Annotated in this window: 21 protein-coding genes; 7 read left to right on the forward strand and 14 right to left on the reverse strand. The window is 49.1% G+C overall.

The features are described from left to right. Window positions 1–32: 32 nt before the first annotated feature. From nrdD to KD147_RS09825, 11 genes are all read right to left on the reverse strand, one after another. Window positions 33–1808: an anaerobic ribonucleoside-triphosphate reductase gene (gene nrdD / locus KD147_RS09775; protein WP_105254326.1), complete on the reverse strand. Its 1776-nt coding sequence runs from the start codon at window positions 1806–1808 to the stop codon at window positions 33–35. Window positions 1809–1810: 2 nt separating this feature from the next. Then, a complete protein-coding gene (nrdG, locus tag KD147_RS09780; protein WP_105188829.1) occupies window positions 1811–2263 on the reverse strand; it encodes an anaerobic ribonucleoside-triphosphate reductase activating protein in 453 nt (150 codons plus the stop codon). A gap of 235 nt (window positions 2264–2498) precedes the next feature. Continuing rightward, entirely contained in the window at window positions 2499–2975 is a 477-nt protein-coding gene (locus tag KD147_RS09785; RefSeq protein ID WP_105188830.1) for a group I truncated hemoglobin, read from the reverse strand. Window positions 2976–3488: 513 nt separating this feature from the next. Continuing rightward, window positions 3489–3875, reverse strand: coding sequence for a ribonucleotide reductase subunit alpha (locus KD147_RS09790; RefSeq protein ID WP_105188831.1), 387 nt, complete (start codon window positions 3873–3875; stop codon window positions 3489–3491). 100 nt (window positions 3876–3975) lie between these two features. After that, on the reverse strand, window positions 3976–4311 hold the full coding sequence (locus KD147_RS09795; protein WP_105188832.1) for a PM0253 family protein: 336 nt from the start codon (window positions 4309–4311) through the stop codon (window positions 3976–3978). After that, window positions 4304–4999 (reverse strand): carbonate dehydratase, encoded by a 696-nt coding sequence (can, locus tag KD147_RS09800; RefSeq protein ID WP_105254325.1) that lies wholly within the window; start codon window positions 4997–4999, stop codon window positions 4304–4306. Before can ends, KD147_RS09795 begins: the two co-directional genes overlap by 8 nt. Window positions 5000–5012: 13 nt before the next feature. Beyond that, the gene (locus KD147_RS09805; RefSeq protein ID WP_212547694.1) at window positions 5013–5798 is read right to left on the reverse strand and encodes a peptidylprolyl isomerase; all 786 of its coding nucleotides are present in this window, start codon (window positions 5796–5798) and stop codon (window positions 5013–5015) included. A gap of 48 nt (window positions 5799–5846) precedes the next feature. Continuing rightward, on the reverse strand, window positions 5847–6530 hold the full coding sequence (gene narI, locus KD147_RS09810; protein ID WP_105188835.1) for a respiratory nitrate reductase subunit gamma: 684 nt from the start codon (window positions 6528–6530) through the stop codon (window positions 5847–5849). Beyond that, window positions 6527–7270: a nitrate reductase molybdenum cofactor assembly chaperone gene (narJ, locus tag KD147_RS09815; protein WP_105188836.1), complete on the reverse strand. Its 744-nt coding sequence runs from the start codon at window positions 7268–7270 to the stop codon at window positions 6527–6529. The genes narI and narJ overlap by 4 nt, the downstream gene beginning before the upstream one ends. Window positions 7271–7274: 4 nt before the next feature. Further along, entirely contained in the window at window positions 7275–8807 is a 1533-nt protein-coding gene (gene narH / locus KD147_RS09820; RefSeq protein WP_105188837.1) for a nitrate reductase subunit beta, read from the reverse strand. Window positions 8808–8818: 11 nt separating this feature from the next. Next, complete coding sequence (locus KD147_RS09825) at window positions 8819–12628, reverse strand: nitrate reductase subunit alpha (protein WP_212547695.1); 3810 nt, start codon at window positions 12626–12628, stop codon at window positions 8819–8821. Between the two features lie 286 nt (window positions 12629–12914). Here KD147_RS09825 and KD147_RS09830 point away from each other — a divergent pair, with 286 nt between their 5' ends. After that, window positions 12915–14795, forward strand: a complete 1881-nt coding sequence (locus tag KD147_RS09830; RefSeq protein WP_212547696.1) for a histidine kinase — start codon at window positions 12915–12917, stop codon at window positions 14793–14795. A 96-nt stretch (window positions 14796–14891) separates the two neighbouring features. Here the strand turns inward: KD147_RS09830 and KD147_RS09835 are convergent, their stop codons facing one another. Continuing rightward, window positions 14892–16496: an MFS transporter gene (locus KD147_RS09835; protein WP_233998365.1), complete on the reverse strand. Its 1605-nt coding sequence runs from the start codon at window positions 16494–16496 to the stop codon at window positions 14892–14894. Between the two features lie 298 nt (window positions 16497–16794). On the opposite strand from KD147_RS09835, the gene narL reads away from it, so the two are divergent. The 3 genes from narL (at window position 16795) to KD147_RS09850 (ending at window position 20894) form a co-directional block, all read left to right on the forward strand. Continuing rightward, a complete protein-coding gene (gene narL, locus KD147_RS09840; RefSeq protein WP_249319104.1) occupies window positions 16795–17472 on the forward strand; it encodes a two-component system response regulator NarL in 678 nt (225 codons plus the stop codon). A gap of 8 nt (window positions 17473–17480) precedes the next feature. After that, on the forward strand, window positions 17481–18716 hold the full coding sequence (gene moeA / locus KD147_RS09845; protein ID WP_212547697.1) for a molybdopterin molybdotransferase MoeA: 1236 nt from the start codon (window positions 17481–17483) through the stop codon (window positions 18714–18716). 99 nt (window positions 18717–18815) lie between these two features. Then, on the forward strand, window positions 18816–20894 hold the full coding sequence (locus tag KD147_RS09850; RefSeq protein ID WP_212547698.1) for a TonB-dependent receptor: 2079 nt from the start codon (window positions 18816–18818) through the stop codon (window positions 20892–20894). A 62-nt stretch (window positions 20895–20956) separates the two neighbouring features. Here KD147_RS09850 and nhaD read toward each other — a convergent pair whose 3' ends face one another. Beyond that, entirely contained in the window at window positions 20957–22384 is a 1428-nt protein-coding gene (gene nhaD / locus KD147_RS09855; protein WP_105188843.1) for a sodium:proton antiporter NhaD, read from the reverse strand. 384 nt (window positions 22385–22768) lie between these two features. Between nhaD and KD147_RS09860 the strand changes: the two genes are divergently transcribed. Then, window positions 22769–24790: a S9 family peptidase gene (locus tag KD147_RS09860; protein WP_249319180.1), complete on the forward strand. Its 2022-nt coding sequence runs from the start codon at window positions 22769–22771 to the stop codon at window positions 24788–24790. 122 nt (window positions 24791–24912) lie between these two features. On the opposite strand, the gene KD147_RS09865 is transcribed toward KD147_RS09860, so the two are convergent. Beyond that, complete coding sequence (locus KD147_RS09865) at window positions 24913–25338, reverse strand: organic hydroperoxide resistance protein (RefSeq protein WP_212547700.1); 426 nt, start codon at window positions 25336–25338, stop codon at window positions 24913–24915. A 90-nt stretch (window positions 25339–25428) separates the two neighbouring features. On the opposite strand from KD147_RS09865, the gene KD147_RS09870 reads away from it, so the two are divergent. Both KD147_RS09870 and KD147_RS09875 read left to right on the forward strand, forming a co-directional pair. Then, window positions 25429–25908: a MarR family winged helix-turn-helix transcriptional regulator gene (locus tag KD147_RS09870; protein ID WP_249319105.1), complete on the forward strand. Its 480-nt coding sequence runs from the start codon at window positions 25429–25431 to the stop codon at window positions 25906–25908. 117 nt (window positions 25909–26025) lie between these two features. Next, window positions 26026–26346, forward strand: coding sequence for a 2-thiouracil desulfurase family protein (locus KD147_RS09875; protein WP_349304688.1), 321 nt, complete (start codon window positions 26026–26028; stop codon window positions 26344–26346). Window positions 26347–26417 lie beyond the last annotated feature (71 nt).

The following is a 26417-nucleotide window of genomic DNA, read 5'->3' on the forward strand; positions in this document are numbered from 1 at the left end:
ACAGGGGCTAGGCCCCTGTTACGAATGAGGAGCTAGCCAAGATGATAATGACGGCGGCTGTGCTCTTCACGCCTTCCTTTAGAAAAGGCTGAAACACGCTTTAAATAACCGATAACCCGAGTGCCATGATCAATGTCCTGACTGCCGCATTGTTTACAGCTATAACGCGTGTCTTTATCTATATATTCGCAGCTGTTGCAAATAGTGCATTTCACATTCACACAGAAGTAGTTACAGCCTGTGCGTGCAGAGATATCGAGCAGCTTGGCGTACTGCTCAATACTCAGACGCTCCGCTAGATTTAGGTGCAATGCCGAACCACCGTCAAGATATTGCACCATTTCTTGGCCATGCAAAATAAACTTATCCAAATGATTAAGCTCATCATCTTCGACCACATAGAAATACGAGTTATAGCAATCACGGGGAACGCTATAACCATCGTTACGGTCCCATTTTGCATTTTTCACTCCCAAGTTTTCTGCTGGCACAAACTCGGTATTGAATAAATAACCATACTCTTTACTGGCCGCGCGATTAGCCTCGTAAATCACCTGCAATTGCTGGCGAACAAAGGACTTATATTGCTCATTGTTACCCACTTGCAAGCCCTGGGCTTCTGCCGCTTCAACCATGCCATTTATCCCTATGGTCAAATATTGCTTATCCATACTAATGAAACCAGCGTCATAGACACTTAGCATATGGCTCTCAAGGTAGTCTTGCATCACGCTACGATAAGCCACCTGATACTTATGAATTTTTTCTACCTCAACGGACAATTCTCGCCCATCTTGTATCAGTCGGTTCATATTAAGGGTAATAACATTGATAGAGCCCGTAGAAATACCACCGGCGCCTAAGGTGTAGGAAAACGTATTGTCGTTGATTTCATTGCGTAAACGACAACATGAAGCAAGAGAATCTGGGTTATCGGATTGATAAATAAAGAAGCCATTACCAGCCGCCAGCTGCTCGGCACAAAATGCTTTAAACGCTTGATCTCTGACTTGCCCTTCGTGCGTTAGCATCGCCGCGGTGATCACCGGAAAGGTCAAAATGGCTTTCTCACGCTCCTGATTGAACCAACTCATGAAATAACGCTGTAACTTTTCAACTGACTGCCAAACAGGGGCGCTGCCATCAGGAAAAACAAAATGGGCAAACAGGGCATTAAAATAACCCTCATCATATAAGGAGATATTCCAAAATACACTTTGATAGCCCCGTGCCGCAGCTGGCTGGTTTAGTGCATAAACGACATGCTGTAAATGGTTGGCTATCTCCTTGGTGTGGGTTTGTAGATATTCATCGCCCAGATCCTTACGGGCGAAATAGTCGAAATAAGTTAAAAACTCGACCGTCGCAATGGCACCAGCAAACTGAGCGCTGACCGCAAATACCAGGTTTATAAAGGAACCACAAAAAGAAGCGAGATGTTTAGGTGCCCGAGACTCACCACCGAGCTTGGTTAAACCATCGAGCAGAAACGGGTATAAGGTAATGGATGCACAGTAGGGTTTAAGACTGGTTTCGTCATGGACATAAATTTCATGCTCTTCTATCTGCCTGACATATTCCTTAGCCAATTGTGCATCAAACAAGTTCGCGATTTTGTGTGTGATAGCGGCTCGATTTATCTGAATAACGTAATCTTTGCAGGTTTCCGCCTCTAAGGTAGCAATATTTTTACTGGTCACATTGGCATTACTATCGAGGGCCGAACCATCGGCGGCGTTGGCTGCGCTGCAATAACGCGCGATAAAGGCCAGTTTTTCGTCAATTAACTCTGCGGGTAACTTTTTCATTATCAGGTCCTTATAAATCTATAGTTGAGAGATTGATGTGAACGCAAATCAATAAAGCGTTGGTTGGTTGTTGGGCTATCTAGTCCCCCTAGCGCCGCTTTCCAGGGACCCGTTTTAAGGTAAGTAAGTACCGACTTAAGCTGCTCACCAATATTATCAGCCCCGGTATAGAGACAGGTTTTAAGGCCCTGAGCACGCGCAATTTTTAACATGCGAAAGAGTGTTTGCGGATGCCATTCGCCACCAAAAAACAGTACGCAGGTAATCAGCCCCTGATACTTTAATAGCAGTTCGTTAAAGCGATCTTCACTCAGTGGCGTGCCATCGTCTGCATTCCACGTCGCTTTACTGTGACAACCCTTGCACCCTATTGGGCATCCACTAACGGTGAAGGCCAAAGACACTTCATCTGGCACCTCTTGAAAGACCACCTGGGGATAAAATACGTTAAACATACTATATATTGTGTTTTTTATTTTATTTAACACAATATATAGTCTCGCGCGGCGATTAAACAATACTCAATAGGGGGTAGGCTGGTGCTGAAATTATGAGAAGTGAAGAACTAAACGAACGAGGTTCCACTGTAGTTAGGAACAAAACATACTAAAAAGGGGGAAGCCTCACTTCCCCCTTTTTATTCCTGTGGTTAATGAACGACCCCATCTATTGGAGTCGAGCCTCTGTCGCTTAGGGCACTGCAGCGACTATATCCGCCTTAGTGGTGCCAATGATCGCCAACAGTTCATTTCCCTCTGCCTCAGGCACCTTATGTTTGGCAAGAATCTCCTTAAAAACCTCAACCATGCGTGCCCATTCCTTGTCGGTAATATTCAAATGGGCATGGGCTGTTTTCATACTACGCCCCTGGTATTTGCAAGGCCCACCGGTAACCTCGCATACCATGGCGGTGACGTGATACTTAAGATAAGGCGCCGGCACGCGATTTCTCGCTTCATCTATGGCCGGGTTGGCATTAAGCACCTGATCAGGCATTAAGGCATCGATAAAATCACTGACTACCACAGAAATAGGCGCCAGTCCCCCAAGGCGTTGGTAAAGTGTCGCCGCTTGCTCTTCATTTGCGGCCTTGGCCGCGGTACTTGTCAGGCTGAGTGTAATGATGAACACTCCCCAGACGGCTAAGGTATGAATGATCTTGTTCATTTTGTATCTCTCTTTGAAATTTTCTGCCCATTAAAAAGCCTAGCGCAAGCAAGCATTTTGTCAGTGTTCAATTTAGATACAACTTAGGTTCACACTTCAATTTTATGTTCTTGATAGAATTGGGCTTTTAGGACGACGATGAACCCACCCTATGAAGAAATCCTACGCCGGGCAGACCGAGTACAAACATCACCGGATGGGTGTAATCCCAGCAACTGCATTAAGGTTGCCGGCAAGCTAAAGGCTGTAAGAGCGCACTATTCCTTCTGTCATTAGCGGCTTAAAAAAGCGGCAAGCGTCCTCTGAACTATGAGAAGGCTTTATACTTGGACAGCGTCTTACAGAGAAAACGCTGATATCGCTGAAAGACGCGAGCTCAGAGGGATGCAAAAAAGCGCTTTACTGAAGACACACCGCCAGTAAATAAAAAGCCAGCAAGAGCTGGCTTAACGGTGAGCAAAACCAGCATCACACGGTTTTGCTACTAGGGACTTAGGAGAGATGATTTACGGGCTAGTTAGCATGCATTTCGATCGGATTTTGCTGGCGATCAAAAATCACATAATTAGCAATATTTTGTCCACTGACCAGATCATTGGTCATTTTATTTAAATAAGGCTCGGCATCTTCACTGCTCGGGGCTTTTCCTAATACGCCGCTGAGGCTGGCGATGAGCATAAAGTCCCACTGCGCAGAAATACCATCAGCCTCTTGGCATAATGACGAAAAATCCTCGATTTCACTCGGCAGTTTATCGACACACATGGTTGGCGTGAGGGTTCCTCGGGCATTTTTTTTGCTTTTGTTACTTTGCTCCGCTTTGGCAAATAAGAATAACAGCCGCTGCGGATCGGGCTGTTCCTTGGCATAGCTAAGTAGATCACTAAACTGACTAATCATGTTGGTTCTCGAATGATTTTATTTAAGCCAGTGTAACCGCTGACTCGCTCTAAGCTATTCCTCTTAGTGGGTAGAAACGAAGATGGAAAGTGGGTAGTAACTACATACAACCACCACAGCTGCCGCAACGCCAATCCTCGGCGTCGACGGCTTGGTAGAACCAACGCATATGCTGCTCATCGATGGGGATATGATGGGTAATAAAGAGCTCACTGAGCCAGTCTATATTGGCCAAAATCCAGTCATCTTCCTGTAAACCCTCGCTAAACTCGGGATCATCGTCAAAAATGGGATCATAGACTCCCCATGTGCCCATATCCCGTTCCCCTTGTATGTCGGCGAGTGTTAATGGCAAACCTTGATAGCTGATTTGCCAATGCCCTAGACACAAAGTATGCCCTTGCGCAGTCCATCGTGCCGAAAATGGGTTAGTCATTGGCTTCTAAAGAACAGCAAAGGGATGGACGAATATCCGGTCGCTGCCCTCGCTCTGTGGGCTGCAAGTTATACAATTCTGACAGCGTAGTGGCATTGGCAATGGTCACATTTAAGTCCTTGAGCAAGCCATCACAAATACTATAGATGGCGCCGTGTATACTCACTTTTTGACCACGCTGCCAGGCATGAAGTATGGATTTGCTTTTTGCTAGGTTGACCACTTGGGCCATAACATTGAGTTCGCACAACCGGTTAAGCCTCTGATCACGAAAGCGCAGCGCCTGTAATTCTTGATAATGCGTATAGTAGATATCCTTGATTGATCTTAACCAGCTGTCGACCAAACCATGCTCTTTGGTGTCCATCGCCGCTTGCACTCCACCACAACCATAATGGCCCGTAACAATAATGTGCTCAACTTTCAGCACCTCTACCGCATATTGCACCACCGACATACAGTTATAGTCCATGGGATGCACCAGATTAGCGATGTTGCGATGCACAAAGAGTTCACCCGGAGCTAAGCCGACAATTTCATTGGCTGGCACCCGTGAATCAGCACAACCTATCCACAGGTATTTAGGAGTTTGTTGCGCCGCTAAGCGTTCGAAAAACAGGGGGTCCTGAGCCTTTTTATCAGCAGCCCAAAGACGATTGTTATCATATAAGTCAGCCAAATGACACATACCCCCTCCCCTGTTACTGCATCAACGGACTGTCGTTGGCGACAAAGTTAAACCCTTTGATTTGAGCTTCATCGGCCAGGTGCTGAATGTATTGAGCAATGGCTTTGTGCTGCACCTTTTCATCCAGGTAAGCCGCAATTTCATCTTTCACCATGGTATAGGGCAATGCCTTGCCTTCCACTTTACGGGCGACAAACACCACGTGATGACCATAGCGCGACTCCACCGGGTAATGGATCAAACCTTCGCTGGCTTTAAACAAGGCCTTTTCAAACTCAGGGACCGTTTGCCCCGAACTCACCTGGCCTAAGTTACCGCCTTGCTCTTTGGATGGGCAATCTGAGTGCTGCCGTGCCAGATCTGCAAATCCGTTGTCACTTTCTGCTAATTGCGCAATAAGAGTCTGCGCCAGCTCTTTAGACTGCTCCCGTTGCTGTAAGTCTTCTGGATCTGAACTAATGAGAATGTGCTTCACTTCCACAAGAGGCGAAGTGCAAAACTTGTCGCGGTTGACCTCAAAGTAGCGTTCACACTCTTGTTCTCCGGCCTTTGGAGTCACGACTTCGATATCAATCAACTGCTCTATGACGGCATCGGGACAAACTTTTTGCTCTTTATCGATCAGCTCTAAGGTCATTGCGCGCTGGCGCAACAGTTCGCTGAACACTAATGCTTCGGTCGCCTTAATCATCGCATCTCGACGTGAAGCTGCGGGGTGGTACTGCACCTCACCGTCAATGTCACTGGCGGGAATTTTAATATCGTTGACGTAGACGTCAGGGGTGTTGGTAAGACTCATCTCTACTTCCTCCGGGTGTGGAACCGGGGTAACCCCGGTTCAATGCTGTTAACCTTTTTGTCTTACAACTTGGTAGTTTCGACGCAAATAACGCCCAGGAAGACTCCAAATATGCACCAAACGACTGAATGGGAATAACACCAGTAAGGTTAAACCAAAGAAGATGTGTGCCTTATAGATAAAGCCAACACTGGCAATGGCTGCACTGGCTGCGGTCAGGTCAAAGGTCACTATATTTTGCGCCCAGGCCATCATTTTCAGCATCTCCGAGCCATCGAGGTGGGCAAAAGAAAACAAGATGCTCACCAAACCCAGGATCAACTGGATATATAAGGAGACTAAAATCAAAATATCCATATTTGAGCTGGTTGCACGAATCCGTGGATTCGTTAAACGACGCTTAAGTAGAATGGTCAACCCATAAAAACAAATAATGCCGAATACTCCCCCTAGGGTCATGGCTACTTTTTGCTTAAATGCGGCGGTCACGCCCAGAAAATCCCACACCTGATGCGGTGTTAATAAGCCCACAAAGTGACCCAGCAAGATCATAATGACGCCAATGTGGAACGCTTTAGAGCCTTTTTTCAGCTGCTTGCTTTCCAATAATTGACTCGAGCTCGTTTTCCACGTGTATTGCTCACGGTCATAGCGAACTAAACACCCGAGCAAGAAAATGGCTAAGGCAAGATAAGGATAAATACCAAAGAGTAAAGTGTTTAAGTAACTCATAATGGACTCCCAACCGACTTGGACTGCGCACCAGACGCCGCCGCATCGACAAAGTTAATAGGTAATTCACTGCTGCGGTCTTGCAGCGAAGATGGTTTGTGCTGATTGGTAGGACACCCCCCATTGACGGCATCGCCCCCAAAGCTAACAGCCTCTTCTTCCCATACTTTGTCGATGGCTTCGCGGCTGTCATCACGCTTTTCGTTATCAATTTGAGCTAATACATCATCGATAGACACATCGGCCTGGGCTAACTTCAACAAGGCTAAAAAAACAAGGTGATAATCGTTATCACGTTTTTTCAAGCGGGCTGCCAGAAGCGCCAGTATATGAGCCACGTCGGCCAACCAATGGGCCTGTTCCTGAACCGGCTGAGTCGCGACAAACTCCAAATACAAGGGGATATAATCGGGCAGCTCTCTTACAGAAATATTCAAGCCAGCGGCTTTATATTGCTCCATAAGTTCAACCATGGCTTGACCTCGGTCACGGGACTCACCATGAACATGCTCGAACAACAACAGTGACAAAGAGCGGCCACGTTCGAATAAACCATCATACTCGGCCTGCCAATCAAGCAGGTCCATGGTTAGACGCCGTTCGATAAAGGCACTCAAGGCGGTTTTGAATTCATTATCAAAGCCCTCTTGCGCTGCAACCTCAGCTAACAGCTCCTCTTGGTGCGCGTTGAGCGCACCATTTGGGTAATCGATTAATCGAGAAAGAATTTTTAATATCATGATGTTAATCCTGTACTTCGATTGGGATGATTTGGCGCTCACCCTGCTTTTGGCCACCAAATAAGTTCACACCTGAACTACCGCCACTACAGCCGTTACCAAAACTAAAACCACAACTGCTCTTCATATCATAAGCATCTTCGGCATAAGCCTTATGACTGGTGGGGATCACAAAGCGATCCTCATAGTTTGCAAGCGCCATAATGTGGTACATGTCTTCTACCTGAGCCTGGGACAAGCCAACTTGTTTGAGCACCTCGAGATCAAGTTCTCCATCCACCTGCTCCGAACGCTTGTAAGCGCGCATTGCAAGCATGCGTTCAAGCGCATGTATCACCGGCTGTTCGTCACCTGCCGTTAATAGGTTAGCCAGGTATTTAACCGGTATACGCAGCGACTTGAGGTCGGGAATCACCCCGTTCATGCCCACACTGCCCTGTTGTGCAGCACTTTGAATTGGACTCAATGGCGGGATATACCAAACCATAGGCAAGGTACGGTATTCTGGGTGCAGTGGCAGTGCCACTTTCCAATCCATTGCCATTTTATAAACCGGTGAGTCGATAGCCGCATCCAACCAGGCCTGGGGAATGCCTTCCTTACGGGCCGCTTCCTGAACCTCAGGGTCGTTCGGGTCAAGGAAGATATCGCACTGAGCCTGATACAAGTCTTGCTCGTTCTCGACACTGGCCGCCTCTTCAATGCGCTCAGCATCGTAAAGCATCACACCGAGGTAACGGATACGACCAACACAGGTCTCTGCACATACGGTGGGTTGGCCGCTCTCAATACGTGGGTAACAGAAGATACACTTTTCCGATTTGCCGGTTTTCCAGTTGTAGTAGATCTTCTTGTACGGACAGCCACTGACGCACATACGCCAACCGCGACACTTATCCTGGTCGATTAGCACAATGCCATCTTCTTCACGCTTATAGATAGCGCCGCTTGGACACGAGGCCACACAAGCTGGATTTAAGCAGTGCTCACACAGGCGCGGCAGATACATCATGAAGGTCTTTTCGAACTGGCCATAAATGTCCGCCTGAATTTGATCGAAGTTTTTATCTTTACGACGATTCTTAAACTCGGTACCCAGGATTTCTTCCCAGTTTGGACCCCAGTTGATCTTCTCCATGCGTTGGCCCGAGATCAGGCTGCGTGGACGGGCAACCGGTTGATGCTTGCTTTCTCCTGCCTTATGAAGGTGTTGATAGTCGAAGTCGAACGGCTCGTAGTAGTCGTCTATTTCCGGCAAGTCCGGGTTGGCGAAAATGTTCGCCAGCACCCGGTGTTTTGACCCTTGTTTGGGCGTGATTTTGCCATTTTTATGACGCTGCCAACCGCCATTCCACTTTTCTTGGTTCTCCCATTCTTTGGGGTAACCAACGCCTGGTTTACTTTCAACATTGTTAAACCATGCGTATTCCACCCCTTCACGTGAGGTCCATACGTTTTTACAAGTGATTGAGCAGGTGTGACAACCGATACATTTGTCGAGGTTTAACACCATGCCTATTTGTGCTCTTACTTTCATCTCTACGCCCCTTATTCGGTGTCTAGCCAATCGACTTTGTTCATTTTTCTTACCACGACAAATTCATCACGGTTGCAACCAACTGTGCCGTAGTAGTTAAAGCCGTAAGATTGTTGCGCGTAGCCACCGATCATATGGGTTGGCTTCATCACCGCTCTGGTCACCGAGTTATGGATACCGCCACGGGTTTGCGTGGTTTCCGCTCCCGGCACGTTAACAATGCGCTCTTGGGCGTGATACATCATGCTCATGCCCTCTGGGACACGTTGCGATACCACCGCGCGAGCAGCTATTGCGCCATTGACGTTGAACACCTCGATCCAGTCATTATCGACGATGCCCGCCTTCTCGGCGTCTATCTCAGACATCCACACAATTGGACCGCCTCGCGACAAGGTCAGCATTAACAAGTTATCCGAATAGGTGCTGTGGATACCCCACTTCTGGTGCGGCGTGATCCAGTTCAGGGCGATTTCCTTATTACCGTTCGGCTTCTTGTTCATGATCGGCTTAACGGTTTTCAGGTTAATGGGCGGCTTATACACGCACATGGTTTCACCGAAATCGCGCATCCACTCGTGATCCTGGTAGAACTGCTGACGACCGGTCACGGTGCGCCATGGGATCAGCTCGTGCACATTGGTGTAACCGGCGTTGTAAGATACGTGCTCATCTTCAAGACCCGACCAGGTTGGAGAGGAGATGATCTTACGAGGCTGGGCCTGAATGTCGCGGAAGCGGATTTTCTCTTCTTCCTTCGGCTTGGCCAGATGGGTATGGTCGATACCGGTAAACTCACCGAGCGCCTCCCAAGCCTTGACTGCAACCTGACCATTGGTTTCCGGCGCCAGTGACAGGATCACCTCGGCGGCATCGATAGCGGATTCAATCCGCGGACGACCGCTGGCATCACCGGTCGAGCGCGATAAGCGGTTCAACTGGCCGAGAAATTTCACCTCATCCTTGGTATCCCAGCTAATGCCTTTACCGCCGTTGCCTTGCTCTTCGAGCAATGGACCTAGGCTGGTAAAGCGATCATATAAATTAGGGTAATCACGTATCACAGTGACCATATTCGGCGCCGTTTTGCCTGGTATTAGGTCACACTCGCCCTTCCACCATTGTTTAACTCCAAACGGCTGGGCAATTTCAGCCGGTGTATCGTGCAGAATTGGCACAGTAACCAGATCTTCTTCTTTGCCCAGGTGACCTACCGCTAATTTAGATACATTCTTGGCGATCCCTTTGAAGATATCCCAGTCTGAACGCGCTTCCCACACCGGGTCGATGGCTTTCGACAAGGGGTGGATAAAGGGGTGCATGTCTGAGGTATTCATATCGTCTTTTTCATACCAGGTTGCGGTCGGTAACACGATGTCCGAATACAAACAGGTGGTAGACATACGGAAATCTAAGGTCACAAGTAAGTCTAGCTTGCCTTCGGCCGCCTCATCATTCCACACCACGTCTTCAGGTTTCACTTCACCGCTTTCGCCTAAGTCTTTGCTCATCAGGCCATGCTTGGTGCCCAGTAGGTGACGCAACATGTATTCGTGGCCCTTACCGGATGAACCCAGCAGGTTAGAGCGCCAGATAAACATATTACGTGGGAAGTTTTGCGGGTTATCCGGATCTTCACAGGCAAATTTCAGCTCACCCGATTTAAGCCCCTCAATCGCGTAGTCCTTAGCGCTGACCCCCTTTTCTTTGGCGGCTTTACACAGCTCAAGCGGGTTCATGCTCAGTTGTGGAGCCGAGGGCAGCCAACCCATCTTTTCGGCACGGACGTTGTAATCGATGATCGAACCCTGCCATTTTTCCTTGTTGGCGACCGGCGAAATCACTTCGTCCATGCGCAGTTTTTCGTAGCGCCATTGGTTCGAGTGGTTATAGAAGAAGGAGGTCCCGTTCATATGGCGTGGTGGCTTTTGCCAATCCAGGCCAAACGCCAGCGGCTGCCAACCAGTTTGCGGACGGAGCTTTTCCTGACCGACATAGTGGGCCCAGCCACCACCTGATTGACCGACACAACCGCATAGCATCAGCATGTTGATCAGGCCACGGTAGTTCATATCCATGTGATACCAGTGGTTCAACGCCGCCCCCACGATGATCATCGAACGACCTCGGGTCTTGTCAGCATTTTGCGCAAACTCGCGAGCGATCTGAATCACATCGGCGCGCGGTACCCCGGTAATTTGCTCCTGCCAGGCCGGCGTGTAAGGGATGTCATCGTCGTAACTATGCGCCACGTTGGCATCATCATAGCCGTTATCAACACCGTAGTTAGCCACGGTTAAATCGAATACCGTGGTCACCAATACCGTGCTGCCGTCTTTGAGTTGAATACGTTTAGCCGGCACCTTACGGGCGATAATGTCGTCATGGTCGGTGTGTTGGAAGTAACCGAACTCATGTTCACCGCCACCGAAGTAAGGGAAATTCACCGCAACAACTTCATCGTGACCATGCTTAAGGCTGGTTTGCAGTTTCACTTCTTCACCCGTGGCACCATCAAGCTGCTTAATGTTCCACTTGCCCTTTTCGCCCCAGCGATATCCCACGGAGCCGGTTGGTGAAACCAGTTCGCCGCTGTTTTGATTCACGGCTATGGTTTTCCATTCCGGGTTATTGTCCTGACCCAAGTCATCGGCCAGATCCGAGGCTCGCAGGAAGCGGCCCTGGTTATAAAGCGTTGCGCCTTGCTGCTCGCCCCTTCCCTGGGACTCACCCGCTTCGCGGGCCGCTTTCGCTTCGCTGTCGCGTCCAAAATCGTTCCCGTCGGTTTTGTCAAGCAGGACCAGCATGGGGAAGTCGGTATAGCGACGCACATAGTCGTCAAAGTAGTCGCTGTGACCATCGACATGAAACTCTTTCAAAATGACATGGGCGAAGGCCATGGCTAGTGCCGAGTCAGTGCCTTGTTTTGGTGCTAGCCAGTGATCGGTTAACTTTGACAGCTCCGAGTAATCGGAGGTGATAGATACCACCTTGGTACCCTTATAACGCACTTCGGTGAGGAAGTGGGCATCGGGAGTACGGGTTTGCGGCACGTTCGAGCCCCAGGCCAGAATATAGTTTGAGTTATACCAGTCAGCAGATTCAGGAACGTCGGTCTGCTCCCCCCAAATTTGCGGTGAAGCCGGCGGTAAATCGCAGTACCAATCATAGAAGCTGAGACAGTGACCACCAAGCAGAGATAAGTAACGCGCACCCGCAGCATAAGACACCATCGACATGGCCGGAATGGGCGAGAAACCAACCACACGGTCGGGACCGTATTTCTTTGTGGTATAGATATTGGCCGCAGCAATAATATCATTTACTTCTTGCCAGTCGGCACGGATAAAGCCACCGAGCCCGCGTTGTTGTTTGTATTCTTTCGCTTTTACTGGGTCTTCGACGATAGAGGCCCAGGCATCAACCGGATCTTGGTGTTGCAGTCTTGCTGCACGCCATAACTTTATCAGACGCTTACGTACTTTCGGGTGTTTAAGACGGTTAGCACTGTAGATATACCAAGAATAACTGGCACCACGCGGGCAGCCGCGCGGTTCATGATTTGGCAAATCAGGACGAGTACGGGGATAGTCTGTTTGTTGTGTCTCCCAGGTAACCAAACCATCTTTGACATAGATTTTCCAGCTACAACTTCCGGTACAGTTTACCCCATGTGTCGAGCGCACAATTTTATCGTGCTGCCAGCGACGGCGGTATCCATCTTCCCACTCTCGGTCTTCATTGGTGGTAACACCATGTTGACCGGCAAAGGCAGTTTTTTGCGTTTTAAAAAACTGCAACTTATCTAAAAAGTGACTCATTTTTCACTCCTACATTATGGTGCGCTTATATTTTGGAAGCAGTGACTAGGCCCCAAAACGGCATTTGTTATGGCGAATATTAAGCACTGTAAGGGAAGTGAATTTGATATGGATCAATTTCATTTAGGCGCCAGAGAAGCGGGGCAAAGGGCGCTACCTACAAGGTGGTATGTCACTTTTTACCCACCCCCCTATACTGGGCGCCTGCAATGAGGTCCGCGTAAAATATGTCGAAAAATACGCGTTTTTGGATATTATGGGGTAGTTACATATTTTGAGTAAGTTTATGTTTAAAAAAGCCAGCCGCTCGGTCGTTTTTAGAATCACATCCATGATGGTGAGCGTCATCTTAATGGCCTTTGTGAGTATTTTTTCCTCCATGTATACCTCAGAACTCAGTGAGTTTGACGGCAAGGCCATTAACCTGTCTGGTTCTTTGCGAATGATGAGTTATCGCATCACCACACAGGTGGCGACTGCGCAACAAACCGGAGATGCTCAAAGCCGTGAAAAAGTGGCTGTGCTTATAGAGAACTTCGAACAGCTATTGAATGACCCGGTATTAAAGAAAGATTTTGCGCGCTTTGAACAGGAGCAGCTTGAACAAGACTATTTGGCCATTAGTAGCCAGTGGCAACAGGAAATTAAACCCAGGCTATTGAATGCCGGGGATAACTTTACTCTCGCACCATTTTTACCAAAATTAGAACATTTCGTAGAAGCCATAGACACCTTAGTGAATGGCTACCAAAGTGTGTTAGAGCAGCGCCTCTCTTTACTGCGAGTCATTCAAACCATCACCCTATTCGCCACCTTGGCGCTAATTTGCCTTTCTCTGTACTCTATTCACCAACATATTGCGCAACCACTTAAAGAACTGACACTGGTGGCTCGTAGCTCATCCCGTGGCGACCTAACCCAACGCTCCAAGGTCGAGCGTGAGGATGAACTCGGTCTGTTATCGCAAACACTCAATGCGGCAAATGATCGCGTGGCCGCAATGTACCGCGATTTGGAAAAGCGTATTGAATCAAAAACACTGCAGCTCAAGCGTAACAACAATATCTTGGCGCTCCTGTATGATGTGGCACAACAAATTAACGAGTCCCATAGTGGCGAGCTCAACTATGCCGAAGTCACTAAGCAGCTCAGCACCGTGAGTGAATTAAAAAATATCGATTTATGTTTAGCGACAGCCGACGGCAATACCCCTTTTCAACACATAATTACCCAACCCAGCAGGACAACTCCGAGTTCCTGTGAAGTAAAAAAATGTAACGATTGTTTCAAAGGCGGTATTCACTATGACGATAATATTGAAGCCGTGCAGCATCGTTACCCAATAGAGCGTAATGACATTAACTTCGGTGTATTAGTGGTCAGTTTGCCCAAAAACGATAGCATTGCCGATTGGCAACGCGATCTGCTGCAAACGTTTGCCGATCAATTGGCATTGGCATTAAGCATCAGCACCCAAGCAGACCAGCAAAGACGGATAGCGTTACTGAATGAGCGCTCTATCATTGCCCGAGAACTGCACGACTCGTTAGCCCAATCACTGTCCTACTTGAAAATCCAGGTTACGCGCTTGGAGAAAGGCCTTGCACAAGTGCCAACAGACAAAAAAGTGGAAGCGCCAATAGCAGAGCTAAAAGAGGGCCTGAGCTCGGCCTATCGGCAACTGCGTGAGCTTCTCACCACGTTCAGACTACAAATTGACAACGGCGGACTGCGTTCAGCACTCGTCAGCACCATAGAGAAGCTCTCAGAGCGCAGTGAGATGACTATTCGACTACATTATGACTGCGTCAATGTGCCCTTCAGTGCCAATGAGGAAATACACATACTGCAGATCGCCAAAGAGGCACTGCAAAATGCCCTCAATCACTCCAAAGGCACCGACGTCGAATTGCAACTTGTGGAAGGTGACGACAAACAGGTGTCACTGACCATCACCGACAATGGGGTCGGCTTGGGCAATGCGCAAAGTCAGCTTAACCATTATGGTACAGCGATAATGATGGAGCGAAGCCACTCGCTGCATGGTGAGCTCACCATCAGTAATGGCATCGCTGGCGGGGTACTGGTTAAATTTGTATTCACCCCAGAGTATCTGCGTAAATCACAGCAGCCTCAACAATGGTCGAAAGACTCCACTTCTGGCTAGCTCACCACTGCCCATAAAAAAGAGTCCAAGTGCTGTTAGGCTACTTGGACTCTTGATGACGGTGGCCTGCTGTTGCCACCTTGCGGATGAAACTGTCTAAGGGTTATAAAACTCACCGTTTTTGCGCAGATAGAACCACCAGTTAATCAACAGGCAAACCGCGTAGAATACGGCAAATCCAATCAGCGCAACCTCAGGGGTCGTTGCTTTAATTTGCTCCCCCAACACTTTAGGAATATAGAAAGCGCCATAAGCTGCCACAGCAGAAGTCCAGCCCAGTACAGGACCTGCCTGCTCTTTCGGGAAAACCATCGCAATGGTGCGGAAGGTAGAACCATTACCAATACCCGTTGCAGCAAATAAGATAAGAAACAGGACAAAGAAAGGCACAAAGAACTCTTCAGGCGCTCCAGATTGGTAAGCTTGCTTCATGTAATAAGCAACACCTAACGCACTTGCCACCATGACAGCTGAACACACTTGAGTCACCAAAGCGCCGCCAAACTTATCCGAGATCCAGCCACCAACAGGACGTATAAGCGCGCCAATAAAAGGTCCCATCCACGCATACATCAACGCACTCGGTCCATTAGGGTTCACCGTATCATGCGTCATTACGCCATCAACCATGACGTGTTGATAACCAAAAATCACTTTAATGGCCAACGGGAAAGAAGCCGCAAAACCGATAAATGAACCAAAGGTCATGGTGTAAATAACGCTCATCACCCAGGTGTGTTTGTTATTAAAAATTTTGTATTGGCGATCCAGAGATTGCCTAATTTGACCCGGCAGCGCCTTGAGTAAAAATACCGTTGAAGCCACAACCAGCACCAAGACAATTTCTTTCGGAACATCAAACCCAGATCCATTTGCCGCTTCAGGCAAGAGTAACCATAAACCAAATATTGCAGTTGCAAAGCCGATTAACAGCATCACCGTCATCAGGCCAAAACTAGTCAAAGGACCATCAATGTTGGGAGACACTTCTTCGGTGGTTATGTTATTCATACCCAGCCAGCCGAGGAAGAACAGCGGTACTAAAAATAGCAGCCACACATAACCCGCATTATGAATATAGGTATCACTGCCAGCAGGTATTTTACCGATGAGCGTGCCCGAGGTATTAACCAGCGTCATTGGGTCGCCACCAAAGAAACTGTAAGTCATAAATAAGGGCACCAGGATTTGCATGGTCGTCACGCCAAAGTTACCCAACCCGGCATTAAGTCCCAACGCTAAGCCCTGCTTCTTCTTCGGGAAAAAGAAACTGATATTAGACATACTGGAAGCAAAGTTTCCGCCACCAAGACCCGATAGCAAGGCTAGCACCTGAAACACCCACAGAGGCGTATCTTTATCTTGCAGCGCAAAGCCTGTGCCTATCGCCGGGATCATTAACAAGGCGGTGGTAAAAAAGATGGTGTAACGCCCACCACATAAGCGAATAAAGAAACTACTTGGAATACGCAATGTGGCACCGGTTAACCCGGCAATCGCCATCAAGCTAAATAAGTCCGACTTCGCAAATGGAAAGCCCAAATTGAGCATTTGTACGGTAATGATGCCCCAATATAACCAAACAGCGAAGCCACATAATAGACTCGGAATAGAAATCCATAGGTTTCTACTCGCGACTTTTTTACCTTCGGACTCCCAAAAACGTTCGTTTTCCGGGTCCCACGTTTTCAGATCACTCATAATCAGATCTCTTGGTTTTTGAACAGTGTGCTCACTATCCGTTGCCAAGAGGAGGCAGACAATAAATATCAAGCGGTAGGTATTACTACCCACAATGACTGATAGGACCAGACTTATCTTCAGGTCAAAACATGCCGCCCGCACGACCCTAGCGTATTTACTGGGCTCACCTCCAGTCGACCATGATACCCAACTACCTCTTTGTGGGTAGTTCAATAAATAACATCCAAAGGAGTGAAAATTTAAAGTAGAGTAACCATGATTTAAATCAAATTTTTAGTGAAGGCTTTTCGCCATCATGACTCAAGAACAACAGAAGCAGGAGCAGCAAGTGAGCAATACCCCAGCAACCATAATGCTTGTGGACGACCACCCATTATTTCGCAAAGGGCTTCAACAGCTGATCGAAATGGAAGATGATTTAGCGGTAATAAGCCAATACAGCAACGGCACAGACGCTATCTCTGGCGCATTAGAAGATGATCCTGACTTGATTATCCTCGACCTCAATATGCAGGGGATCGATGGCTTAGAAACGGTGAAACAAATGCGTCTGCAAGGGGTCACTGCCCGCATTATCATGTTGACTGTCTCTGATAATGATGAAGATGTCATTGCCGCCATTACCAATGGCGCCGACGGTTACCTACTCAAAGACATGGAACCGGAAGATATTGTGGTTAATATCAAGCAAGCCGTTACCGGGCGCATGGCCATATCTGAACGCCTCACAGAAACACTTGCAACAGCACTGCGTCGTCCGAATAAGAAATCGGAAAACCCGCTCGATGGCCTCACCAGCCGCGAGCTGGAAATACTTAAGCTGATCGCTAAGGGCATGAGTAATAAGCTGATCGCCCGGGAGTTAGATATCTCGGACGGCACCGTCAAAGTGCACGTAAAACATGTGCTGAAAAAACTGAGTTTTCGCTCACGCGTTGAAGCCGCCGTATGGATGGTCGACCAAAATAGTTAGAGGTAGTTATGCATTGTGATTGTGATTCGCTCCCTGCGAAACTAAAGCCTTTCGAGCAAGCGCTTGCTGAGCTGCTGGCGAGCGCCCAGCCCATACAAAAAACGGAACATGTGCCACTGAAAGACTTGCCAGGCAAGGTGTTGGCCGAGCCCATCTATTCCAGTCATGATATTCCCCCTTATGATAATTCAGCCATGGATGGATACGCTGTCTGCCTTGATGAGCAGCAGCCAGGCACAAACTATGAGGTTGTGGGAACCTCACTGGCAGGCCATCCGGCAAAGGTTTCCTTACTGCCGGGGCAAGCAGTCCGCATCATGACCGGGGCACAAATCCCAGCCGGAACCTCTGCCGTTATCATGCAGGAAAAAGTAGAGCGTATCGGCGACCATATTCAATGCTGTACGCCACCGCCGATAGACGCCAATATTCGAAAACAAGGCGAAGACATTAGCAGTGGTCAGCAATTATTACCCGCAGGACATCTTGTAAGTACGCGTGATATAGCGCTTTTGAGTGCGGTAGGCATAGGTACGGCCCTAGTCTTTCAAACTCTTACCGTGGCACTTATATCCACGGGAGACGAGTTGGTTGAGCCTGGCGCTAGCTTAGGGCAAGGACAGATTTACGACTCAAACCGCCATCTGTTGCATGCCATGCTCGTAAATTTAGGCGTGCACGTTATTGATATGGGAATTATCGCGGACGACCCGCAAACCATTAGGGAGTGCTTCCTGTGCGCCAGCGAATCGGCCGACGTTATTATCACATCAGGAGGCGTTTCCGTTGGCGATGCAGATTATGTCAAACAAATCCTCAGCGAGCTTGGCAGCATTGATTTTTGGAAAATAGCCATAAAACCAGGAAAACCGTTTGCCTTTGGCAAACTCGGCGATGCCGCCTTTATCGGTCTACCAGGCAACCCGGTGTCTGCGGCGGTTACGTTTGACCAACTGGCGATTCCTTTTCTCAAAGCCATGGCTCATCAACCACCGGGCGTTAATACAAAATTGTCGGCGGTCGCTCGAGTCGATTTTGGTAAAAAACCTGGGCGCACAGAGTTTCAGCGCGGCTTTGCCACGCAGGATGCGCAGGGACAATGGTATGTTGAGTCTGCAGGAAAGCAGGGCTCAGGGATATTGTCGGCCTTGAGCCGCGCTAATTGCCATGTACTGCTCACAGAACAAAGCTCGGGTGTGAAGGCGGGCGAACAGGTTGAGATTATTCCTTATCAATACCTATAAGCCCAAGGGGCTTTGAGCCCCTCTGCCTCCAACAAACGTATAGTTTTGCACCTGCGCCATTAAGACAGTAACATTGGTAAAAAATTTTTCTGTCTTAACATGCGCTTAGTCACAGTCACCACCATCATTTTCGCCAGCCAGCTTGCTTTTAAGGCCGAGGCTACAACTCAACACAATACACTGCAGGATGTTGAGCGTATCACAACCACGGCCTCGCGCTTTGCCTTTGATGATGATATTAATGCCCTGTCCATCAGTACGGTCAATAATGCCCTGTTATCGCAGCTAGGCGCTACGCATATAGAAAAAGCACTGCAAACCATCGCAGGGGCCAATATCCAACATGGCAATGGTCAGGAGTATTTACCGGCACTACGTTCACCCGTCTATACCGGCGCCGGCGCCTGTGCCGCCATTTTAACCCTGGAGGACGGCATTGCGTTGCGCGCGCCGGGCTTTTGTAACGTCAACGAACTGTTCGAGGCCCATAGCGAAATGGCCCAGCGCATTGAGGTACTTAAGGGGCCGGGCTCGGTGCTGTATGGCAGCAACGCCGTGCATGGGGTGATTAATGTGATCACCCAGGACCCAACCCTGGGTGGTGGTTTCGGCGCCTTTGATATGGGCTCCTACGGCTATAAACGCGCAAAACTGCGCGCCGGCCAGGATTATGGCGCCCAAGGAATAGGCTTTAACGCCAGCGTCACTCGCGATTCCGGCTATCGCGATGACGAGAGCGTGGATCAGGAAAAGTTTAACCTAAGACACCGTTATGACGGCGATAGCCTGACGCTGCAAAGTGGCTTTAGCTACACCAACCTAAAGCAACAAACCGCGGGTTATATCGAGGGTTTTGAAAGCTATAAAGACCCGGAACTGACGCAGCAAAACCTCAACCCCGAGGCCTTTCGCGATAATCGCGCCATGCGCTTATGGTCAAAGCTGCGGTGGCAATACAGTGATCTCACCGACCTAGCCATCACCCCCTACGCCCGCGATCAACGCATGACCTTTCGCAAGCATTTCTTGCCCGGCAAGCCGCTTGAGCACAATGCCCAGCATGGTGTCGGCGTGCAGACCCTGCTTCAACACCGGTTGAACGAACGCTGGCGACTACAGGCTGGACTCGATGCCGAATACACCCAGGGCAGCATGTGGCAGTTTCAGGAAAGTCCAACCTCGGGCTCGGCATTTTTACAGGCCACCATACCCCAGGGTAAACACTACGATTACGACGTCTATGCCACCGGCTATGCTCCCTTTATGGCCTTACAATATCGCCACAATAGCTGGCAGGCCAACCTGGGAGCCCGCTACGAATGGCAGCGCTACGACTACCGTAACCGCATGCTAGATGGGCGCACCAAGGACGACGGCACGCCCTGCGCCATGGGCGGGTGCCGATATTCTCGTCCCGGCAGCGATGTGAGCTATTTTGATGATCTGTCACCCAAGCTGGCACTGAGCTATCGCGTTAACGCCACACTGTTGACCTTTGCCAATCTTGCCAAGGGCTATCGTGCGCCCCATACTGCCGAGTTGTATCAGTTACAACGTCAGCAAAGCCTTGCCGAACTCGATAGCGAAACCTTGGACAGCCTGGAGCTGGGTGTAAAGGGGGATTACAAGCACTGGCAATTTACCCTGTCCGGTTATCTGATGCACAAGGACAATGTGATTTATCGTAACAGCGACTTTTTTAACGTGAGTCAGGGTCAAACCAAGCACAGAGGGATTGAGCTCGAACTCGATTACCAGTTTAACAACGCCTGGAGTCTGCAATTGGCGATAGCCAACGCCCTGCACACCTATACCCATAGCCAACCGCTGGGCGAGGTAGATATTCGCGGTAATATTATTGATACGGCGCCACGCCTTATCGCCGACAGTCGCCTCAATTGGCGGCCAAGCGATGACCTGTTAGTGTCGCTGCAGTGGCACCATCTTAGCGACTACTTTACCGATGCCGAAAATCAACACAGCTATGACGGCCATGATCTGCTTAGCCTGCGGGCCAGCTGGCAGCTTGCTAAAGGCTGGCAAGCCATAGCCCGCATAGAGAACTTGACCGATGAAGCCTATGCGGAGCGCGCCGACTACACCTCTTTCAGTGGCGATCGTTACTTCCCAGGCAGACCCAGAACGGTGTTGTTCACGCTTCGTTATCAATGGGATTAACCTTGGTTAATCTCGCCTAGAAACTCAATTTAACAATGAGCCTAGTACTTGGCTCATTGAACTTAAAACACCGCTTTATTCAGCCACAGATGAGTCACAATACTTGCGCCATAACCTAGGGCAATGACCGGTGTCCATTTAAGGTGCGAAGCGAATGAATAATAACCGCGGGCTTGCCCCATTAAGGCCACACCCGCCGCAGAACCTATCGACAATAAGCTACCGCCTGTTCCTGCTGTTAACGTGATAAGCAACCATTGGCCATGGGACATCTCTGGCTCCATCGAGAGTACGGCATACATCACAGGAATGTTATCTATCACAGCCGAGACCACACCTAGCACTGTGTTAGCGACCGTTGCACTCATATTGCCATAAAGTGACTCAGATATCAGACTCAAATACCCCATAAAGCCAAGACCACCGACGCACAACACAATGCCGTAGAAGAACAACAAGGTGTCCCATTCGGCTCGAGATACTTTGCTGAATACATCAAATGGCACCACGCTCCCAAGTTGCTCCAACCGTTTGTTGTCACCTTGCAGCTCGGCCTTTGCACGTTTGCGCGCCAAAGAGCCAGGCAAGGTCATGCGCAAGAAGTAGCCAAAGAACTGTAGATAACCCAACCCCATCATCATGCCCAGTACGGGTGGCAAATGTAAAACAATGTGGCACGCCACCGCCGTGGCAACGGTCAGCAGGAATAAGAAGGTGATACGGAGCGCACCACGCTTTAATTCTACGTCTGTATCAACTCGGGTCGGTGTGCGGTTCTCAATGAACATACTCATCACTAACGCGGGCACCAAATAGTTAACCACCGAGGGCACAAAGAGTCGTAGGAACTCGGTGAAGGTTACTTGCCCTGCTTGCCACACCATGAGCGTAGTGATGTCGCCGAAGGGGCTAAATGCGCCGCCAGCGTTCGCTGCAGTTACAATACTCACGCAACATAGGGCGACAAACTTTTTATCGTTTTCAGCGACTTTCATCACCACCGCACACATCAGCAACGCCGTGGTTAAGTTGTCTGCAATGGGCGATATAAAAAATGCTAAGCCACCGGTTATCCAGAATAGTTGTCTGTAAGTGAAGCCTTTTTTAAGCAACCAACCGCGTAAGGCATCAAACAGTCGCCGCTCTTCCATGGCGTTGATGTAGGTCATCGCCACTAATAAAAACAGCATCAGCTCGGCAAATTCGAGAAGGTTATGACGAAACGCTGATTCAACAATACCGGCATGCTCACTCGGATAGACGCTCGCGATTAAAATCCAGACAAGGCCCGCGGCAACAAGCACAGGCTTAGACTTGCGCATATGAATCTTTTCTTCAGCCATGACTAGGATATAGGCAATGGTGAAAATAACGAGGGCTGCATAGCCAACCCCAGATTGAGTAAGGTTCAGCGCAGCAAAATTTGATTCGCCAGCCTGAGTCGAAAACGAACACAGCACGGTAAACAGTATCAGTAAAAGTTGCGTCATAGTTGTAACGGGCACTGCATTCGCCCTTCCCTCCCAGAATATAACGGTAAAGTCCCAGCGTATTCGAAGTCTCGAAATAGCGTTTGGAACCAGTGTGCTCAGTTAAGTTACCACAAGAAGTACGAACAATTATGTAAGCAAAAGGTGTATATCGACTCTTTCAGTAGCTACCCACTTTTAGCAATGGAATCACACAAAGAGCCAGCGATATTTCAGTGCTAGCGTAGGCTCAATCACTTACTTTAGGTAATAGGTAATAGATAAAACGATTAAAGCATGCAGATTATCTGCATTAATTCAACGTATTAAGTTGCAATCAATCATTAGCCATTCTAAAACTAGGGTTCACATAACCGCTAAGGATTGAGTATGAAGATCACCAAAATGGCTTGTGCCTTAAGCCTCGCGTTGTCGCCGGGTGTGATGGCAAACGACCTATCCCCATTGCAACTGGAAGACGTATTTAATCTCGAATATGCCAATCAAATCGACATCAGTGACGATGGTGAAACGGTGTACTTTGTGCGCAACCGCATGGATATAAAAACCGACCGCAAGTTCAGCAATATTTGGCAAGTGAATAGCGGCACTAAGCAGCTCCAGCCGGTGACCAGCGGCGTGCATCAGGACTTTGCTCCGGTGCTTTCACCGAGCGGGGATCGTCTGGCCTTCATCTCGACCCGCGACGGCAGCCCGCAGCTCTATGTGAAATGGTTAAGTACGGGTGCGCTCAGCAAAATCAGTAATCTCACCCAAAGTCCATCGCAACCGACCTGGACGCCGGATGGTAAATCACTGGTGTTCAGCATGTTTGTCCCCGCCAAAGCCAAACATCCGGTTAACTTACCGGGTAAACCCGAGGGCGCCCAATGGGCGGACCCGGCTGTGTTTATCGATGATGTGTACTACCGCGCCGACGGTGCCGGGTACAACAAGGCAGGATACAGCCACCTGTTTAGCATTCCCGCCGATGGTGGCAACGCCACCCAGTTAAGCTCGGGGGATTTTGACCACGGGGGTGCCCTCAGCTTTAGCGAGGATGGCAACACCTTGTATTTTGCCGCCAACCGCCACCGCGAGCACGACCTTAAACCCATTAACACGGAAATCTACAGCCTTGATCTAAAGAGCAAGGAAATCAACGCAATAACAGACCGTATTGGCCCGGATAGAAACCCAAGTGTGTCTCCCAACGGCCGCTACCTTGCCTACGTGGGTTACGACGATAAGGGCACCAACTATGAAAACGCCCAGCTGTATATTCGCGATTTAAGCAACGCCGACACCCAAAGCCTCACCGCCGATCTGGACCGCTCGGTAGAGCAGATCCAATGGGCGGACAATGGCCGCGGCCTTTACTTTAGCTATGACGATCAGGGCCAAACCACCCTCGCCTATCAGCCGCTGCGCGGTAAGCGTAAGGTGCTCACCGAGCAAATTGGCAGCGTCTCTTTTGGCCGCCCCTACTCCGGCGGCGACTTTGACGTAAGCGCTAACGGTGATGTGGCCTTTACCCTGGCCGACACCCAGCGCCCTGCGGATGTGGCCGTTAATAAACGCGGCAGTACCCGTCGCCTGACACAATTAAACGAGGATGCGTTGGGCGATAAAACCCTGGGTAAGGTCGAAGAGCTCTGGGTAAAGTCCAAGCACGATGGTCTGGGCATTCAGGGCTGGGTGGTCTACCCGCCGGAATTTGATGCCGAAAAGCGCTACCCGCTTATTTTGGAAATCCACGGCGGCCCGGTGGCCAACTATGGCCCGCATTTTAGCGCCGAAGCCCAACTCTTTGCCGCCAAAGGCAATGTGGTGCTGTATATGAACCCACGGGGCAGCGACTCCTACGGTAAGCAATTTGCGCAAACCATACACCACAACTACCCAAGTAACGATTACGACGATTTGATGACCGGAGTGGATGCCCTGATCGACAAAGGCTTTATCGACACAGATAAACTCTTCGTCACCGGCGGCTCCGGCGGTGGAGTGTTAACGGCCTGGACCGTAGGCCATACCGATCGCTTCGCCGCGGCCGTGGTTGCCAAGCCGGTGATCAACTGGTTTAGCTTTGTGCTTACCGCGGACTTTTACCCCTTCTTTACCGATTATTGGTTCCCCGGAAAACCTTGGGATCATATGCAGCACTACATGGAACGTTCACCCATCAGCTATGTGGGTAACGTAAAAACCCCGACCATGCTGCTCACCGGCGAAGCCGACTACCGCACGCCGATATCGGAAACCGAGCAGTTTTATCAGGCCCTTAAGCTGCAAGGGGTAGACACCGCCATGGTGCGTATTCCCGATGCCTCTCATGGCATCACCGCGCGCCCATCTAACTTGATGGCAAAAGTGGCGTACATTCTGTGGTGGTTTGAAAAACACGGTGAGAAAGCCGCCGAATAACCTAAAACCCACTGAATAAAAAAGCGTGGCCACTGAGGTGAGCCACGCTTTTTTTTGTGCTTTTACGGCGAAGTTAAGTTAGTAAAAATATGATCTATACTTCTTCAACCCGCCGCTAAGATTTATGCAATAACAAGTTCAACATCAATGTTGCCGCGCGTTGCATTTGAGTAAGGACATACTTGATGGGCTGTATCAACCAGCGCACGCGCTTGCTCTTTGTCCATGTCGCCTAAATTAATCGTTAGCTTTGCATCGATTGAAAAGCCCGAACCTTTAGGACCAATCGACACTTCACCGGTGATCGACACATCGCGCGGCAACTTGATTTTTTGGTCGCCAGCCACTTTTTTCAATGCGCCAATAAAACATGCAGCATAACCCGCAGCGAATAACTGCTCTGGATTGGTGCCCTGCCCGTCATCACCACCCAAACCTTTAGGAACAGATAAACCGACCTCAAGACGACCATCATCAGATTTTGCCGAACCGTCACGACCACCTGTTGCCGTTGCTTTTGCTGTGTAAAGTACGTTGTCTAAAGCCATTTTTGTCTCCAATTTCACTCTAAAGTTTAAATTTATTTTGTATGCAAAGAAAATAATAGAGGCGCTTAGGTTGAAGATCAAGTATTTTGCATGCAAAATAACAAAACAGGAGACGCTATGACCGACGATATTCTTAAATTAGACAACCAGCTCTGTCACCGCTTTTATACGGTAGCGAACGCGTTTGCACGCGCCTACAGGCCGCTTTTGAGTGAGTTAGGTATCACTTATCCGCAATATGTCGTGATGATGGCGCTGTGGGAAAAAGACAACATAACCATACATCAGCTACTACAAAAAACACGGATTGATGGCGGCGCCATGAGCTTGATCCTCAAAAAGCTCACAACAAAGAATTTACTCAATGTTGTCAGCGATGAGCACGACAAGCGCGTAAAACGTGTGCTCCTTACCCAACAAGGAAAAGCGGCCAAAGACAAGGCGCTCGCAATCCCCAAACAAATGCGCTGCAACTTCGATAACATCAACAACGAAGAAGCGCTCGAACTCATGCGCTTGGTGGATAAAGTCAGCAACGGCCTCAATCAGGCATTGTGTGAAGTGAAGTAAGATGCCTAAACAGCGCGAAAAAGTACTCATTAGCGCATGTTTGTTAGGTAACAAGGTGCGCTCAGTTGCCTCGCAATTTCCTAAGCTGACTTTAACTGGCTGACTACGCACACCCAGATTGTTACGCTCTGCCCAGCAGTCTCCGCTGGGTTACCACCCCCTAGAGCCCCAGCAGAAATAAAAAACGGGCAAGGTATTGATATGTTACAAGGAAATGCCTTGGTGGTAGGCGACGATGGTGTTGATGTTACCACTGAGTTTGTAAAGGGGGCTGCCAATGCCCTGAGCGTTTGCCAGCAACTGGGAATTAGATACACGATACTCGCTGAAGGTAGCCCGTCATGCGGCAGCACACGGATATACGATGGCAGTTTCAGTGGCACGAAAGTAGAAGGTTTAGGTGTAACTGGTGCCTTGCTAGAGCATCAAGGTGTTTAGCCAGCATAACCTAGGCAAACTAACTGCAGAGCTTGAGCGCCAACGCGCTCAAGAGCCGGAACGATGATTCC

The organism is Pseudoalteromonas sp. BDTF-M6, from assembly GCF_018334135.1.
Taxonomy (GTDB): Bacteria; Pseudomonadota; Gammaproteobacteria; order Enterobacterales; family Alteromonadaceae; genus Pseudoalteromonas.